This window comes from Luminiphilus sp. nBUS_16 (assembly GCF_051201645.1).
Taxonomy (GTDB): domain Bacteria; phylum Pseudomonadota; class Gammaproteobacteria; order Pseudomonadales; family Halieaceae; genus Luminiphilus.
In genome coordinates, this window is the sequence record NZ_CP179205.1 from 1,443,031 (window position 1) to 1,460,220 (window position 17,190).

The window sequence follows — 17,190 nt, forward strand, 5'->3', positions numbered from 1 at the left end:
TCACAGGGGTTAGGCGCGGATTCGAGTATTCTTGGGATCGTACATTGGGTCTAAAGAAACTTCAGCTGGCACGCGTTCACATGCCACTTCCACTTCGTAGCTTCCTGTTAGCACGTCGCCGCTATTACCATCTGACGGTATGTCAACGTAGCCCAAACCAATGGCTCCTCCCAGCGTGTGCCCGTAGGCCCCAGAGGTGATGTGGCCCACGAGAGCACCATCGCGCCAAATCGGCTCGTTGTGATAGATCAGAGGCTCGGGGTCACAGAGTTTGAGTTGCAGGAGCTGTCGCGAGAGGCCTTTTTCTTGTTGACGCAGCAGCGCCTCGCGACCAATAAACCCCTGGGGCTTGTCAAATTTGATCACGAACTCCAAGCCGGCCTCTAGGGGCGAGTCTTCATCGGTTATGTCGTGGCTCCAGTGTCGATAAGCCTTTTCTAGCCGCAAAGAATTGAGCGCATGATAACCGGCATGGACAAGCCCAAAGCTTTGCCCGGCGGAGACGATACGGTCATACATATCCTGCATAAACTCAGTGGGAATATACAGCTCCCAGCCTAGTTCTCCGACGAAGGTGATACGTGAGGCCCTCACGTAGCCCAATCCCAGTTCAATCTCGCGGCTGGTCGCGAAGGGAAAGGCTTTATGACTCAGGTCGTCAGGGGTGAGCGACTGCAACAGTGCTCGCGCTTGAGGCCCCATAATGGACAGTACCCCCATGCCCGAAGTGACGTTGGTCAAAATGCAGTGTGCAGTTTCGGGGATATGCCGTTTAAGCCAGTAAAAATCGCGAACCTCAGTTTCCGCTGCGGTGACAATCAGAAAGGCGGTTTCAGAAAGCCGGGTTACGGTAAGGTCGGCTTCGATACCGCCTTGTTCGTTTAACCACTGGGTATAGATAACTCGGCCCAAACTGACATCGACCTTGTTGGCACATACACGGTCGAGAACCGCCGCTGCGTCGCGGCCTTCAAAACGGAATTTTGCGAAAGAAGAAAGGTCGAATAAGGCTACGCCCTCGCGCACAGCTTGATGTTCTGCGGCGGAATGGTTGAACCAGTTCTGGCGACCGTAACTGTATTCGTAACGCGCTTCGATTCCCTCTGGTGCGTACCAGTTGGGTCGTTCCCAGCCGTAAGCCTCGCCGTGGCAGGCACCGGCAGACACCAGTCGATCATGAATCGCCGATTTCCGGACGCCGCGTCCGGTTTCGTATTGGCGGTAAGGATAGTGCGTGGCATACAGCAAACCTAAGCTTTCACTGACACGCTCTTGCAAGTACTGTCGATTTTTTTGAAAGGGCATGTTGCGTCGAACATCGACTTCCCATAAATCGACGGGGGGCCGTTTGTCTCGAATCCACTCGGCGGTGACTTTGCCCACGCCACCCGCCGACTGCAAGCCAATAGAGTTTAAACCCGCTGCGACAAAGCAGTTTTCCAGCTCAGGTGCCTCTCCAAGGTGGTAACGCACGTCGGGCGTGAAGCTTTCGGGTCCGCAAAAAAACTTTTGGATGCCGGCTTGTTCTAGTGCGGGCAAACGCTTCATGGCATCGTGAAGAACCGGCTCGAAGTGGTCAAAATCTCCGGCGATTTCATCGAAACAAAAATCCTTAGATATACCCCCCATGCCCCAGGGTTTGGCATTGGGCTCAAAGGCGCCTACCAGCAATTTCCCAGCGTCGTATTTGTAATAAGTACAGGCGTTGTAATCGCGAAGCACCGGTAGGTCAGGGTGCAGGCCAGCTACGGACTCAAACAAAACGTAATAGTGTTCACAGGCATGCAACGGTAAATTGACACCGACCGATGCCGCAAGATCCCGCGACCACATGCCACCACAGATAACAACATGGCGGGCTTGTATCTCACCCTCCGCAGTGCGTACGCCGGACACTTTTGAGCCCGTGCGCAAAATTTCTTCAACCGCAGTGTCAGTGAAAATCTGAGCGCCTCGATTGCGGGCACCTTTGGCTAGAGCCTGAGTAATATCAACGGCATTGGCATAACCGTCCGAGGGAATGTGAATCCCCCCGTACAAATCTTGAGTTTCTATTAGCGGATATCTTTCGCCAATTTCATCAACCTCTAGCACATTCACTTCAAGGCCAAAGACTTTTGCCATAGAGGCGCTGCGTTTGAGTTCCTCGAGTCGCTCCTCGGTTGAGGCTATGGAAATTGACCCAGACTGCCGGTACCCCGTGGCCTGCCCTGTCTCGGTCTCCAGTTCGCGGTACAGCTCACTGGTGTACCGGGCTAGCTTGGTCATATTAATAGAGCTGCGCAGTTGACCCACAAGCCCGGCGGCATGCCAGGTTGTACCGCTTGTCAATTCCTTGCGCTCTAACAAAACGACGTCGGTAATACCCAGTTTTGTCAGGTGGTAGGCCACGGAACAACCAATAACACCGCCGCCAACAATGATGACCTCACACTGTGCTGGAAGGGCCGCCATTAGCTGGCCAACCTAATGTTGGTGGCGTCATAAGCAGGGTCTTCGAGCACTCGGGCCTCGTACCGGTCATCGAGCAGCCCTACTTGAAAAGCCGAGCCGGGGGCAGCATGTTCGGGTGATACGTAGCCAAATCCCAAACTCTTTTCAACGGCATAGCCGTAGCCTCCTGACGTGGTTACGCCAATGCAGGCGTCGTCGATAAAGATGGGCTCTCCGCCGCGGACGTCAGAGTCTTTTGCATCGACCTCGAAGTACACCAATTTCAATGTGCTCTCAGTTTTTTCTTCAGTAGCTGATTTGCCCACGAAGTCGGTTTTGGTGTGGCTAAAAAATCGGGCCATATCAGCTTCGAGCAGGGTGACTTCGTTGGTTAATTCGGTACCCCAGCCTCGATACGCTTTTTCCATGCGCAGGCTGTTAAGCGCGTACAAGCCAAAGTCGACCATGCCCTGATTTTGCCCCGCGGCCCAGACGGCGTCGTACAGTGCTGCTAGGTCTTCCATCTTGGGGTGTAATTCCCAGCCCAGCTCACCCACATAATTGATGCGCAAGGCACGTACTTTCATGCCCGAAATGTCAATATCTTGGCTGCTGCGCCACCGAAAACTTTCATTGTCCAGTGATGCTTCAGTGAGTGTCGCCAGTATATCTCGCGACTTAGGACCGACCAGCGCGAGCACGCCACGCTCGTCGGTCGCGTTGTGAATCGTGACCTGTTCGCCCGATTCGACTTGCTGCGTGAGGTGATCGAGGTCGCGCATTTCAGCGCTTGCAGCTGAAAGCAGATAAAAGTGCTCGCTGGTGACACGGGTTACCGTGGCCTCGCCGAGAATACGACCGTTGCGAGATAGAAAGTGTGCCAAAGCAATACCGCCATCACGCTTAGGCATTCGATTGGCCAGTACGCGATTGAGATAGCTTTCAGCATCGGCCCCGCAGATGTCATATTTTGCGAAGCCTGTCAGATCAATTACCCCAACACTTTCCCGAACCGCGAGACATTCTTCTCGCACCACATCGAAGGTGGCATTGCGTCGGTAGCTGTAATCTTCCTCCTGTCCATTAGCAGAGAACCATTTGGGGCGCTCCCAGCCAAAGGTTTGGGTATAAACGGCGCCCTTATCCTTGAGTCGATCAAACAGTGGGCTGTGCCGACAATCTCTAGCGGCTGGAAACTCCTCTCCGGGCAATGGGGTTGCATAGGTCAGGCCATAGTCTTGGAAGCCTTTGGCACGCATGAAGTCGCGATCGGCAAAGACGCCAAAACGGCGCGGGTCAAACCCCGTCATATTGATCTCTGAATCACCATAAACCATCCACTGTGCGAGGTATTTACCGCAGCCAGCACCTTGGGCGATACCAAATGATGAGCCACAACACAGCCAAAAATTTGGAATGCCCGCTACCGGGCCTAACAGGGGCGGGCCGTCAGGGGAGTGGGGGATTGCACCATTCACGACGCGCTTAATTCCAGCGTCTAGCATATTGGGCATGCAGTGCATCGCACGTTCCAACCACGGCATAATTCGGTCAAGGTCGTCGGGGAACAGTTCGCTGTCCGATGACCAAGGCGGCAGTCCCGAGGGACCCCAAGCTTCAGTAATGCCACTGGACTCGTAAATACCGATTAGCCCAGATTTTTGCTCCTGGCGAATGTAAGCCGAGGCGTAGGGGTCGCGCATAACGGGAAACTCTTCATCGCGATCAACAAAATCCTGAATGGCCCCGGTGACAATATAGTGATGTTCCATGTTGGCAATGGGAAGGTCGGCGCCCACCATCTGCGCGATTTGACGGGCAAAACTGCCAGCGGCGTTGACCACGATTTGCGCGGTCACTGTGCCTTGCTCGGTATCGATTTCCCAATCTCCTGACGGTAGGGCATTAATGTCGAGTACTCGGTTGTGCCGAACGATGCGCACCCCCAGGTTTGTGGCGCCCCGAGCCATGGCGTTGGTGAGACCCGAAGGATCCGCATGCCCGTCGTCGAGGGTCCAGGCGCCGGCAAGGACGCCATCGATATCGTAAAACGGGTTGATTTCTTTGATCTTGGCGGGACTAATGATTTCCATATGGAAACCGACGTTATCGGCTATACCCTTCATGTAATGAAACCAATCAAGATCGGCTTGCTGACGTGCCACCCTGATGCCGCCAGAGGCGTGCCAGCTAACATACTGACCGGTTTTTTCTTCGAGCGTTGGGTATAGGCGATTGCCATAATCATGGATTTTGGCGAGGTTGTAGTTACTAACTAGGCTGGGGCACTGACCTGCTGCATGCCAAGTGGAGCCGGATGTCAGCTCGCCTTTTTCGATCAGCAAAACGTCGGTTTCGCCTTCCTCAGCTAAATGGTACGCAAGGGCCACGCCCATGATTCCGCCGCCGACAATAACAACCTTGGCCTGTGTATCCATAGCCGCCGAGCCCCTTTTTAATTTTTGACGAGGCTACCTTGAATTTGCGGTCTGGGAAAAGCCTTTTTAGCGCATTTATTGATTCAAATAATGAAAAAAATATCTCAGCAATATCCGCTGTCTTATGTTGCTTGACTAACGGGTGATATGCTCGATTTAAAAGGGGCTGGAACCGGGTGGTAAATGGGTCGGGCGAGGGCGCTATGCAGCGGCGGCTGGTGTCTCGAAAACCCATAATTAGTGGGCTGCTCGGGATACTTTAAGGCCAGCTTAGCCGCTAAAGGGGCCGCAAGCGCTAAATCAGGCGCGAAGTCGATGGGGGGGACCGGTTGTGAGCAAGCTTCTTTTGGTGTTGGGCATCTTTATCGCTGTAAGCGTTGGCTACGTGTTTGGCACTCTCCAAACCCACCGTGTCGTTGAACTGCCACCCGCAGACTGGGCCATGGACAGTGAAGCGGCGCAGGCATGGCGAGAATTTACGGCTAGTCTTGAAGCGGGTGGGGCGTTAGTTGTTGAATCTGCCCCTGACGCGAAAGCACGACATGATGGACTGGCCTACATCGCCGAGTTGGCATCGGCATCTTTAGAGATGAAGCTGACTCGCGGTAGTAAGACCCAGCCGCAGCTTACCGATTGGATGAGCGGCTACCGCAAGTTCCTCGGTGACAGTCCCGATGCGATCTATCTCTCGGCAGAGGTTTCTTCAGAGCACCACTATGTGATCAGTGGCCATCGAGGTGATGCTGATTACGTGGGGCTGACGCTTTACGGGCGCCATGTTAACGGCTGGAACCGCGTGTCTGGCCATTTGACCCACGATGATATTGCGTTCGATGCTCAAGGCAATTTTAAGGTCTCAGTTAGCGGCACTCGTCCTGAGGGCGCCACAGGTAACTGGTTGGCGATGGACGATGATGCGCATCTTATTATGGTGCGGCAGTATTTTCATGATCGTGATCAAGCGGCTAAAGCAACATTGCAGATTCGAAATCTATCGGCAGCCCCCAAAGAGGCGGCAGACCCCGTAGGCCTGTCGGTCGGCCTGCGTCAAGCAGCCGAATTTTTTAGCAATACTCTGCACGGAACCGTTACCCTCGCACAGATGATGTCTCAAACGCCGAACTCAATTGAGCCACCTCGGGATTACAGTCCAGATTTTGGCGGCGTGTTTTATCCAACCCCCGACAATGAATATCTCGGTGGTTGGTATAAATTGGAGGAGGGTGAGGCACTGATTGTCGAGGGCGCCGTACCGAACGCCGCTTATTGGTCAGTGTCTCTGCAAAATCGCTGGCTACAGTCGTTAGACTACGAAACGCATCAAACCGCACTAAATCACCGCCAGATCCAAATTTCAGAAGGGCGATATACCGTGATTATCTCGTCACAAAGGCCGCTGTCGGGTAACTGGCTAAACACTGCCGGTAGTGACGAGGGGTTGCTGGCAATTCGCTACCAAAGAGTGATTGAAAGTGAGCCTCCTACCGTGCGACTGGTAAAGCTTGCCAATTTCGAACAGTGATTTAAGCTCGATTTTTCTCCAGTAAAAGGCAGATTTAATGCAGTTTAGTCCGCTCACAACGCGTCTAGGTGCCGAGGTACAGGGCATCGACCTGGGTGCTGACCTGCCTAATGATGTAGCGGGCGCGCTCTATGACGGTCTCATGCGCCATCAAGTTCTTTTTTTTCGGCAGCAAAATCTGAGTCCACGCCAACATCTTGCGTTAGCTGAGAGCTTCGGGGAAGTTGATCCGGGCCATCCGGTGTATCCCCATGTTGAGGGTTATCAGAGCATTGTTGAGCTTTGTAATGAGGGTAACAGCGCACCGGATACCGACGATTGGCACAAAGATTTAACGTTTAGGGCTGAGCCTGTGTTCGCAAGCATTTTGCGTGCAGTTGAAGTGCCCACTGTGGGTGGAGACACGCTCTGGGCAAGCATGAGTGCCGTTTACGACAGCTTATCTGCTGGTTGGAAAAGTGACCTCGAGGGTCTGTATGCGATCCACGACATGGGGACTTTTCGCAACGATTACTTGCGAAAAGGTGGGGTGGCCGCGGTAGATGAGGCTCTCGCTGAAGTGGGTTCGGCGGTTCATCCCGTTATCGCAACCCACCCTGTAACGGGCCTAAAGTACCTTAACGTTAATCAATCCTTCACTCGGAATATCGTTGATCTCACACAGGGCTCTAGTGATGAGGTTTTACAATATTTGTATCAATACGTTCGTCGACCTGAATTTCAGGTCAGATTCCGTTGGGAGAACGATTCAGTAGCAATTTGGGATAATCGCATAACCCAGCATTATGCGGTTTGCGATTACCTGCCCAACAAACGGCATATGCAGCGTGTGACGATTAACAACGACCGACGTGGGGGCTGATAGCCACAAGGATCTATTGGACAGCGGTAGCGGTCAGTGTTTCCGATGCGAATGTTGACGCCAAAGCCAAAGCCAAAGCCAAAGCCAAAGCGGTATTGCCCTTATCGCCGGCACGCCAAGAGCCACCTGCGCAGGCGAGATCGAAGGGGTAATGGCCGCTTCACATAGTCAGTGGTAAAGCTAAGCAAGAAGCAAAAGTCAACAGAAGGGTGAACTCTCGTCATTAGGCAGGGGGTTGGCGCAGTATATTTCTTTTTACTTCAACTACTGACCTAGGCGTTTTAGATCATCGGTGCTGATGGGGTTTTTGAATTGGTTGGCCAAACGCCGCGTTTTTTTAAGGATTCTCAGTTCCCTGCAGCACGGACCCATCGGGCGCGAAAGTAGGGTTTGGGGCTTCTATTTTGACTTGGGCGATTTGGTATTGATCGAAAGTTATCAGTGTGGAGTAGTCAGGCGCGGGGTCAGGATTGCAGTTAGTTAAAACAGAATTATGTGGTAATCTCCCGCACCGCGCCAACGGAGAAAAAGTCATTACATTACGCGTTTATACAGGTTTGCCTGCGTCAGGAAAGAGTAGTGCAATCATTTCTGCGTCGATCAAACGTAAAGCGCTAGGAGACTCGGTTGAGTTAATTTTGTCGAACGAGCACAAGGAGCTCACCCGAAGGCAAAACGTTCGGCCGGGCGCATTCATGGGTTGTCGCGATAGCAGCTTAGGAATGTTGATTGACCACGTAGTAAACACAACGGATGCCAAATCCATTTTAGCGAAAGCTGCCCCTTCTACTATGTTGGTGTTCGATGAGGCCCAATACTTTGGTGCCGAAATAGTGGATAGCTGGTGTGAAGCATCAAAGCGTGGCGTTGATATTTTGATCGGCACACCGTCTGGGGCTCAGCTTTCCCTATTAAGTGAGCAAGAGTTCGAGCACATACATTTGTCAGTCCCTTGTGCTTGCGGAGCCGTTACATCTACTCATGTGATCTATGATAAAGATCTAGTCTACCCAACCCACTTTTGTCGTCGATGCTATGAGGAAACGATGAACCAAGAAATACAGCAATTGCTCGAAGTTGTTAAGGACGCGGAACCTTTCCCAGGTGATCTACACACCTACCAACCCTTCTACGATATTGATATGTCGGGCTGGGAATTGGTGAGAAATGATTGCCCCAGCCGCATTCATATTATCTTGGAAGCGGTAAGCCGTTGCGAAACACTGCAGACGAAGCTGGCCCATTCAGTTAATCAGCCCAGCTTCATTGATGTTGGGTGTTGCTCGGGTTTCTTTTCTGATGGCATGTCATCCCATGGATTTGCTGCCGCAGGTGTGGACGTTAGTGCTGACTTTATTCAATGGGCGTCGCGAGTAGCTCGCTCAAAAGGGCAGGACATTAGGTATACCCAAGAGAACGCCCTTACTTATCTCGAGAAGCTTGAGGAAAAGTTCGACGTAATTAGCACCTTTGCAACTATTCAGTGGGTGATGGCACAGCAAGGTTATGAAGCTGGGTTAAAATGCTTTGACCAGATATTCAATAAGACCAATGAGATCTGTGTTGTTGAAATGGGCTACACCGAAGAGGCTATATACAAAGATAAGATCCTAGATCGTCCCGCAGAGATAGACAGAGATTGGGTCCTGAATCTCATGGAATCCTCCAATTTATTTGACACCATAGAGGTGCATCCAGCGGGAGAGGCTGGAATATGGCGTGACATTTTTGTGGGCTTTAAGCACAAACCGTCATCCCCCCAGGTGTTCAACGACCTTGATGTGGCTGGCGTCAGACAAACATCCAGTGCAAGAGGCTACTTCAATGACGGCTGGGTAGGACGAAATCTCGACGTAGGACTGTTAGCGACACAAGATCTCTCCAGTGTGGCTCTGGAAGGATGGCGGCCCGATGATGCTGGGCCATCTACCGTAAGCTTGACGGTATCAGGGAGCACCATCCTTGAGCAGGAAGTCGGTGGTGGCATGTTTCGCTTTCAGGTGCCCGTTTCAATCAAAGAGTCGGAGCGCCTTCACTTGAAAGTGTCCAATAGTGATGTGTTTACACCTGAGAATGACGCACGACAACTTGGTTTTGTTTTAAGACAGCTTGCCTTCTCTTAGTAGATAAGGCCTCGCGAAAAAGCACTGGTGTTTGGAAGAGGTAATTGCCGATCGGATCCAGTAGGCTTTTTCGTTCGTTGTGCAAAGAGGTTTTGGGCATTGCACACAACCGACGACAGAGCACCTAGGTAGCCCTATCGCCGGTAAGAGGGCCGGTAAGCGCTTTCTGTGCCTGAGGTCCAAGGGCTGTAGATTGCTCAGTGGGGTGCTTCGTGAGGTATCTAAAACACGCTTCTCATTTTAGTTTGTCGTAAAAATGGCAGTGACTATATGCCTTTCGGTGCTTGATATGACAGCAATGAATCTGAGGTTGGCTGTGAGCTGATATCGGGCGAGTTGGTCCGGTAACGTTAGCGGGCCTTGTTGTGACTGCGTCGCCGTTTCCATGGATCGCCTGACGTTGGAGGCCGGCGACTATCCTTGTCGGACGATTTACTGCCGTCAACGTAGCTGCCCGCGTGACGCTGTGCTTTAGGTTTCTTAGGTTTTTTTGGTTTGGCCGGGGGCCGTAACGCAAGTTCGGGGAGCTTATTTTCCGGTTCATAGCCCTCGACGAGTTCTCTAGGAAGCAGCGTTTGAATCAATCGCTCAATATCTTGCAGTAGTTGGGCTTCATCAGCACTTACGAGTGATATTGCTTGGCCTGTGGCTCCCGCCCGTCCCGTGCGGCCTATGCGATGAACATAATCTTGAGCTACCTCGGGTAAGTCGAGGTTTACCACTTGGGGGAGTTGTTCAATATCAAGGCCCCGAGCTGCGATATCGGTGGCTACTAAGACCCGTAATTTGCCCGACTTGAATTCGCTTAGTGCCCTAGTGCGCGCGCCCTGACTTTTATTGCCGTGAATTGCGGCTGCTTGAATGTCTTTTTTCTCTAGAAACTCCGCCAACCGGTTTGCACCGCGCTTGGTTCGGCTGAAAACGAGCACCTGTTCCCACTTATGCTGGTTAATAAGCTCAACTAACAAATGTCGTTTCTGATTTTTATCAACCGGATGTATCCACTGGGTCACACTCACCGCCGTGCTATTTCTCGGTGTTACAGAAATTTCTACGGGGTTGCTTACAATGGTCTTGGCAAGATCGCGAATGTCCTCAGAAAAAGTTGCAGAAAACATCAAGTTTTGTCGTTTTTGCGGTAGGGCTTTTAATATTCTCTTAATATCGTGAATAAAACCCATGTCGAGCATACGGTCTGCTTCATCCAGAATGAGAACTTCAAGCTTCTGAAAGGACATCGCATTTTGTTGATACAGGTCTAATAGTCGTCCGGGCGTAGCAATTAAGATATCGACGCCCTTACGTAGCCGCATCATTTGTGGGTTAATCTTGACGCCACCAAAAACCACCGCAGAGCGAAGGTTTAAGTATTTCCCGTAGGTCTCGACACTTTCCGCCACCTGAGCCGCTAACTCGCGCGTTGGCGTTAAAACAAGTGCTCGCACTTGATTTGCTTTCGCGGGTTGTCCTCTAGATAGGCCGTGTAGCAGCGGTAGGGTGAAGCCTGCAGTTTTCCCCGTACCAGTTTGTGCTGCGGCCATAACGTCACGGCCCTCTAGCACCGCAGGGATAGCCTGCGCCTGAATGGGAGACGGCGCACTGTAGCCTTCGTCGGCAACAGCCTTGAGTAGTGGTTCAGATAAACCTAGGGTAGAAAAGCTCATACGGTCTCATTTTATCAGTGGGACTCAAACCAAGGGTGTAATGCGCTAGGCGTTTCGCAACTTGCTGATGCATTGGCATCACAAACGCACAAAAAGGGCATAGGCTTTAGGCGAAATCACAATAATGTTTTTTTGACTAACGCCTTTCATGTGCCTGTCATAGGCAAAATAAAAGTCGCTGCGCAAAGGCCTATGGATTGTTCAGGTGGGTCTTGATGCCGGCTTGCTTGCTCGCGGCTAAGTATATGTCAATTCGTCGACTAGCCGTGGCATGACCGCAATTTATTTCGTGAAAAAAACCGTATCCGGTCACCGTGCAAGGCTACTGCGAGTGGGTCTATGACGTTTGACATGGTGTTAGTCCGGCTAGGTCCCTAGCTTATTACTGCGTTCACCAAGGATCGCGTACATGCCAGATATTTCCTGATGGCAACGTTGGTCTAAAGATCGAGTTAATCTTATCTGGATCTGTAGGAGGCAACGACGGAATTAGATTACGTAAAGTCAGATACAAACGGGTATCGTTAATCACGTGGAGCTTGACGCGAGGATCTTGATAAATGGGTCTATCAGGCCAGTGATCACGCGCGGTGATAAAACCAAGCCGTATAGAAGCAGCGTGGTTAGCCAATAATCTCCGGGCTTTTTCCTCTTCGAACCCGGAAGTCAGTAAAAACTCATAAGCTGCTTCATTGATAGTTTCAATTTTTGATATATAGGGCGTAACAAACTTGTATCCGGCGGCCGCAAGGGTACTGGTATAGATCTCCCGCCTTTCCTTGTTGTGCCTTAAGCCAGGGGAATCAAGTGCGATGAAGCCATCGCTCGTCAACCGCTGGCGCACGAAGTGATAGAACTCTCGGCTATATAGCTTAGATAGGTTGTAATCTCTGGGGTCCGGAAAATCTAGGTAGATAGCGTCAAATCGATCACTGCTGTTGCGGATGAAGCGATAGGCATCATCAAAGTGCCTCGTAATTCGTGGGTCGCTTAATGACCCCTCATTCATTGCTAACAAGACTGGGTGGGTGGTTGCTAGGTCAATCAGTTCACGATCAAGGTCAACATGTACGATGGTTTTAATGTCCAGATATTTTACCAACTCGCGGAGCAGCAATCCGTCGCCACCACCCATCACCAAAACACGACGGGGCACTGCGCCATTTGTCATGATGGGAATATGCGCGAAAAATTCGTGGTAATACTCTTCGTAGTTTGAGGCCAGCTGGAAGTCGCCATTGAGAAACAGCGCGTAATTTTTGGGCTGCAGTGGATTATCTACAAACTTGCTAGAGTAGAAGTCATCGATAGAGCTTGGCTCGGAGCCGTCCTTGTCATGAACCAGGTCAATTCTTTGATAGGGGGATCGAACGCGAAACACATCCTCTGCGTTATCCATGGAAGCAAAGAGTTGCTTGAAGTCCTCGGACTGATCCCAATAAAAATAGTATAGCTTTGTAAAATAACGCTCCAGAGGTGGCGCGAAGTTCAATCCCAGACCGAGCATAAGTGCTAATGCTCCACTGACGATGAATCTTAACGAACATCGATGAAGTTTCGGTAGAAAGAAATACAAAGCAAGAATCGCCAGAAAAATATTGAGGGTGGCGGCGATCAGCCCGATAGCGACTAGACTTAGGTTTGGTACTAGTAATAACGGGAATGCCAAGCCACCCAGCAAAGATCCCGTATAGTCTGACGCCAGTACTCGATTCGTCAGGCGCTTTTTGCCCGCAGCAGCATTGGCAAGATCAATTAGCAGCGGGAGTTCAAAACCGGTCAAGATGCCAATAGTCGTGATTAAGAGAAACCCAGTGCCAAAGAACAAAACGTGCCCTAGAAAGCTAAGTCTGTATACCTCGAGTAATAAAGCACCGGTATGACTAAAGTGCAGAAGCGGCACAGCAATCGCGCCTGCGGCACTCAGCGCGACTTCAACCTTGAAAAATCTTGTCCAATGGTTTGCGGTGGGGTGTTGGTCATGCAGCAGCGCCCCTAAACCCATGCCAGCAAGGTATAAGCCCACGGTCACGCTGTACCAGGTCACTGTGTTGGCTGCGAATGTGGCGAGAGCCTGTGCGATCAATAACTCATACAAAAGACTGCAGGCCGCAAGAATTAGTGTGGCGGTGTAAATCATTCGTGGCGATGCTGTCAGATTATTCATGATCTTGCACTGCATCAGCTTTTATTCGACCTCGAGTGACCCTCACGACTTCTACCCGTCCCGCGTTAAACGCGTCTTGCAGAAAAGTGATTGCAATATCGGGTTGCATCACCTCGCCACTGGTATAAATATCCACAGCGACAAAATTGTTTTCGGGCCAGGTGTGGACGCTAAAATGCGACTCAGCGATTAAGATGACCCCGCTGACTCCGGTGGGTGAAAACTGATGGAAGAAATATTTGATGATTGTCGAGCCGCAGCGTTTTGCGGCTGCAAGAAGCGCCTCTTGAGTTGGCTCAACGCCCCCAATAACCGAGGCGTTACACCCATGAAGGTCCACCAGAAAGTGATCACCGTAGGTTTTCGTCGAGCCCAACAATGCGTTCCTCTCCTTTAATTTAAATATGCTTGTAGAACCAGCTCACTGATGTGATCGGCCATAATCAAATAGTAAACGAGCACCAAGGCCAAGGTGGATACAATGACTAGCATGCCATGAAAGTGAGGTAGGTCTGATGCTGAAACATGCTTTTTTTGCAGCATTAGCAACATGCCGACGGCTGCGTTAAGAAGAGCTACGATAAATGCCGTAGATATCAAGCCTACATATGGGTAGAGGATGAACGCGAAGGTCATGGTGCCCAAAAAAGCGCCCAAATAATTGATGCCAATAATGGCGTTATCACGATACTCGGCGTCCAGATTTTTCAGCGCGATGAGCAAAGGAATTTCAAAGCCCGATAGGACACCGATAATTATGATGAGTAAATGCGCGGTTATCGAGAGCGTGATTCCTGTTGCACCGGTGCTATCGATAAAAAAGAGAAGCACCACAGAGCCGCCGCCGAATAAGGTCAGGAGCGTCTCGACACGCAGTAGGGCAACAGCGGGACGAGCCACGAACCGGCCTTCCGCAATCATTGACCCTATGCCGAGTGACATCATGTAAAGACCGATGGTGACACTATATCTAAGAACTGTGTTCCCTAGAAACGCACTGAGTGCCTGCCCCAGCAAAAGCTCGTAGACGATGCTGCAAAAAGCGAGCACAAATGTGAGGGAGTAGATCATTACTTCAACAACTGGAATGGACTCGAGAATTCATCAGTCCACAGGCGCACATTGCCCATGTTGTCGGGCATTCGTTGCTTCTGTAATTGAATAAATTCCTGTGACATAAATTGATCGTTTTTCGTCAAAATCATCCAACGGGAGCCCCATTGCTGTGCACTATTGGAGGCGTTTGTTACGAGCACAGTTTTCAAGCCAAGCGTCTTTCCCATTTCCGTGAGTAAAGGCTGGAAATCGAAATGCCAGCTTGAAATAAGCACGGCGATAATACCATCAGGTGTAAGGTGTTTCAGGTATAGCTCAAAAGCCTCTCGAGTCAATAAATGAACGGGAATTGCATCGCTAGAGAAAGCGTCAAGGACAAAAATATCGAAAGCTTGCGGAAGCTCCTTTTCTAGCGAAAGTCGGGCGTCCCCCAAAACGAGTTTTACGTCCGCAGTTGTATCTGCAAGGTAGGTGAAATGGCGTTGAGCGATTTCCACAACATCAGGGTTGATCTCATAAACTTTTACCGAGTCTTGCGCTCCTGCGTAACTGATTGCGGTGCCAATACCCAAGCCAATCATCCCTATGCGTCTTTTGGGCTGTCCTGCTGAAAAGCTCATCGCCATATCGATCCCGCTTCCGGGGGAGTAGTAGGTTATCGGCAACAACTTTTCTGGCGCTGTTGTGGCCTGTGCGCCGTGATAGCTATTGCCGTTGCGCAACCACAAAAACTCATCAGAAGTGCCAGCATTATCTCGCCCGACGGTTAACACTCCATAAAAATTGCGGGCCTGATAGACGATGTCTGGCTCCTCGTCACGCGCAGAGTGAACAAACACCAAAACAATAAAACTAGCGCCAATTGCCAGTGCGACTTGGATTGGAATGCCAGCAGTCAGCGACACTTTGACGTTAACGTGTTTCATTAAAAGCAGAACTACCAATATTGTTGCCATCGATGCGGCAATTTGTAACTCAATATAGCGATCACTAATTATTGGCATTAGCACAGACACAAGGGCACTCCCTAAAGCCCCTCCCAGCGCCACCATGAGGTAATAGCCGGTCAGTTGATTTGCTGTGGGCCTTAAACGGTACAACTCTCCGTGGCAGACCATACACAAGACAAATAGTGCGAACATGAAAACGATAATCGTCCAAGTGACATTAAGTGCTTCACCAAGCAATAGGTAAAGGATCCAGGCAAGACTCAAGGCAAAAAGGGGTAGAAACAGCCTGCGGCGATACCAACGCTCGTTGTCGAAGGCAATGATAAAGGTGAGTAAATAAACGCTTAATGGCAATACCCATAAGAAGGGTATCGAAACAAGATCGCGGGTGAGTTGATTCGTCACACTCAACAATAGCGTTACCGCGGTCGCCGGAAGCATGAGCCAAAGCAGCCACGAAACGATGGGCACACGGGGTGTGTTATCACCACTTCTTGACGGTGCCGGGGCATGAGTTTTAGACCGCGACGCAGTGGCGAAAGCGCAGTAGATGCAGAGCGCAATAAAAACCGCAAAGGTAATAGACCATGCTTGCGCCTGCAGTTGCCGGTTGAACATGGGTTCGATGATAAACGGGTAGCTCAACAGCGCTGCCAACGCCGCGACATTAGACAATGCGTAAAGGCGGTAGGGATTGGTCGTTGCTTTTATTCCGCTCGCCCAGGCTTGTATCAGCGGTGCCGTGGCCGACAACACAAAAAATGGAACGCCGATGGTTCGAATGAGAAGGCTCAAAATTTGCAGCGTTGGGTTTTGTGCTGCATCGAATTCATGGAGTTCTGAGGGGGAAATGGGGATTTGTATCAGGGCCAGCAATAAAAAAACAATATGTAACTGGGTTTGCCGTTGTAGACCTAAATACCTGACCGATAGGTGGGCGTAGCCGTAGCCTGCAACGAGACAAGATTGGAAAAATAACATCGAAACTGCCCAGACCGCGGTGCCTCCGCCGAACCAAGGGAGAATGAATTTTGTGATCAGAGGTTGAATCTGAAACAGCAAGAATGCAGAAGTAAATATGGTAAGTGCAAACGCGAGCATGACTAGTGAATTAGCTGAAACGAAGTGCAGCCTAACACGCTCGTGGGCGCGGCGTGGCAAATATCAACTGTCCGCGGAGCAGGTTTTAATAAAAGGGTGCGGGGCAATTGAGGTGCGACAAAAACGCGCCACTCCCTGTGCCAAGCTGAACGTCTCGTTGGGAGTTTCTGTTGTTCGATATTAAAAATGAACGTATGAATGGCCCCGGCGAGCTGTGTCTCAACCGTGCCGATGGCGCCGCTATTTTCTAGCGGTGTCCGTCAGGTCCGCACTGCTGGGTTTTAAGTCAACCTGAGCTGAATTAAGAAGCGGTAATCGAGGGCCCTCGTGTAAAAAGCCTTAGATGACGATGGAGCGCAATTTACGGTTCAGGCGCGAGTTCCTATGGAACGCGGCTTTCTCTGAGGCGCAACTAAGGCTCTAGCAGCCCATGGACATTTTCTGGCGGCCTGCCAATCACAGCTCGATCGTCGCTTATGATAATGGGGCGTTCGATAAGAATGGGGTTGTTTGCCATTGCGTTGATCCATTCCTGATCTGAATTTTTTTCAGACAACGCCAGAGTTTTGAATATGGCTTCGCCGCGGCGCACGAGTTGAGCAGGCCGGCATTGCAGTTTCTTCAAAGTCGTTTCGAGTTCAGTCGTTGTTGGCGGATTTTCGAGATACTTCACAATTTCTGGGGTGACACCCGCACTTTCAAGCAGGGCGAGGGCTTGCCGCGACTTTGAGCACCTTGGATTATGCCAAATGGTAATGTTCTTCATAGACGTTGAACCTCTGTAGTCTCGCTATCTGTACCGATTTGATAGAGAGGCCGACGGCGCCGCAGAGTCATTGCCAGCACCATTGCCTGCAGTAATCAATCTATTGAC

11 protein-coding genes are annotated in these 17,190 nt (G+C 50.8%); 3 read left to right on the top strand and 8 right to left on the bottom strand.

The genetic code is table 11. The annotated features are described in order from the left end of the window. Positions 1 to 9: 9 nt before the first annotated feature. Both ACMAY6_RS06410 and ACMAY6_RS06415 read right to left on the bottom strand, forming a co-directional pair. Complete coding sequence (locus ACMAY6_RS06410) at positions 10 to 2,454, bottom strand: GcvT family protein (protein WP_435215452.1); 2,445 nt, start codon at positions 2,452 to 2,454, stop codon at positions 10 to 12. Then, positions 2,454 to 4,871 (bottom strand): GcvT family protein, encoded by a 2,418-nt coding sequence (locus ACMAY6_RS06415; protein ID WP_435215454.1) that lies wholly within the window; start codon positions 4,869 to 4,871, stop codon positions 2,454 to 2,456. Before ACMAY6_RS06415 ends, ACMAY6_RS06410 begins: the two co-directional genes overlap by 1 nt. 331 nt (positions 4,872 to 5,202) lie before the next feature. Between ACMAY6_RS06415 and ACMAY6_RS06420 the strand changes: the two genes are divergently transcribed. The 3 genes from ACMAY6_RS06420 (at position 5,203) to ACMAY6_RS06430 (ending at position 9,378) form a co-directional block, all read left to right on the top strand. After that, on the top strand, positions 5,203 to 6,393 hold the full coding sequence (locus ACMAY6_RS06420) for a DUF1214 domain-containing protein (protein ID WP_435215456.1): 1,191 nt from the start codon (positions 5,203 to 5,205) through the stop codon (positions 6,391 to 6,393). Between the two features lie 37 nt (positions 6,394 to 6,430). Next, positions 6,431 to 7,255 (top strand): TauD/TfdA dioxygenase family protein, encoded by an 825-nt coding sequence (locus tag ACMAY6_RS06425; RefSeq protein WP_435215458.1) that lies wholly within the window; start codon positions 6,431 to 6,433, stop codon positions 7,253 to 7,255. A gap of 722 nt (positions 7,256 to 7,977) precedes the next feature. Next, positions 7,978 to 9,378, top strand: a complete 1,401-nt coding sequence (locus ACMAY6_RS06430; RefSeq protein WP_435215460.1) for a class I SAM-dependent methyltransferase — start codon at positions 7,978 to 7,980, stop codon at positions 9,376 to 9,378. A 350-nt stretch (positions 9,379 to 9,728) separates the two neighbouring features. On the opposite strand, the gene ACMAY6_RS06435 is transcribed toward ACMAY6_RS06430, so the two are convergent. From ACMAY6_RS06435 to arsC, 6 genes are all read right to left on the bottom strand, one after another. Then, positions 9,729 to 11,042, bottom strand: coding sequence for a DEAD/DEAH box helicase (locus ACMAY6_RS06435; RefSeq protein WP_435215461.1), 1,314 nt, complete (start codon positions 11,040 to 11,042; stop codon positions 9,729 to 9,731). A gap of 391 nt (positions 11,043 to 11,433) precedes the next feature. Further along, complete coding sequence (locus ACMAY6_RS06440; protein WP_435215463.1) at positions 11,434 to 13,209, bottom strand: spermidine synthase; 1,776 nt, start codon at positions 13,207 to 13,209, stop codon at positions 11,434 to 11,436. Beyond that, on the bottom strand, positions 13,202 to 13,585 hold the full coding sequence (speD, locus tag ACMAY6_RS06445) for an adenosylmethionine decarboxylase (RefSeq protein WP_435215465.1): 384 nt from the start codon (positions 13,583 to 13,585) through the stop codon (positions 13,202 to 13,204). Before speD ends, ACMAY6_RS06440 begins: the two co-directional genes overlap by 8 nt. A gap of 17 nt (positions 13,586 to 13,602) precedes the next feature. Continuing rightward, complete coding sequence (locus ACMAY6_RS06450) at positions 13,603 to 14,280, bottom strand: hypothetical protein (RefSeq protein WP_435215467.1); 678 nt, start codon at positions 14,278 to 14,280, stop codon at positions 13,603 to 13,605. Beyond that, complete coding sequence (locus ACMAY6_RS06455) at positions 14,280 to 16,196, bottom strand: spermidine synthase (RefSeq protein ID WP_435215468.1); 1,917 nt, start codon at positions 16,194 to 16,196, stop codon at positions 14,280 to 14,282. The genes ACMAY6_RS06450 and ACMAY6_RS06455 overlap by 1 nt, the downstream gene beginning before the upstream one ends. A gap of 532 nt (positions 16,197 to 16,728) precedes the next feature. Next, on the bottom strand, positions 16,729 to 17,082 hold the full coding sequence (gene arsC / locus ACMAY6_RS06460; RefSeq protein ID WP_435215470.1) for an arsenate reductase (glutaredoxin): 354 nt from the start codon (positions 17,080 to 17,082) through the stop codon (positions 16,729 to 16,731). Positions 17,083 to 17,190: the final 108 nt, after the last annotated feature.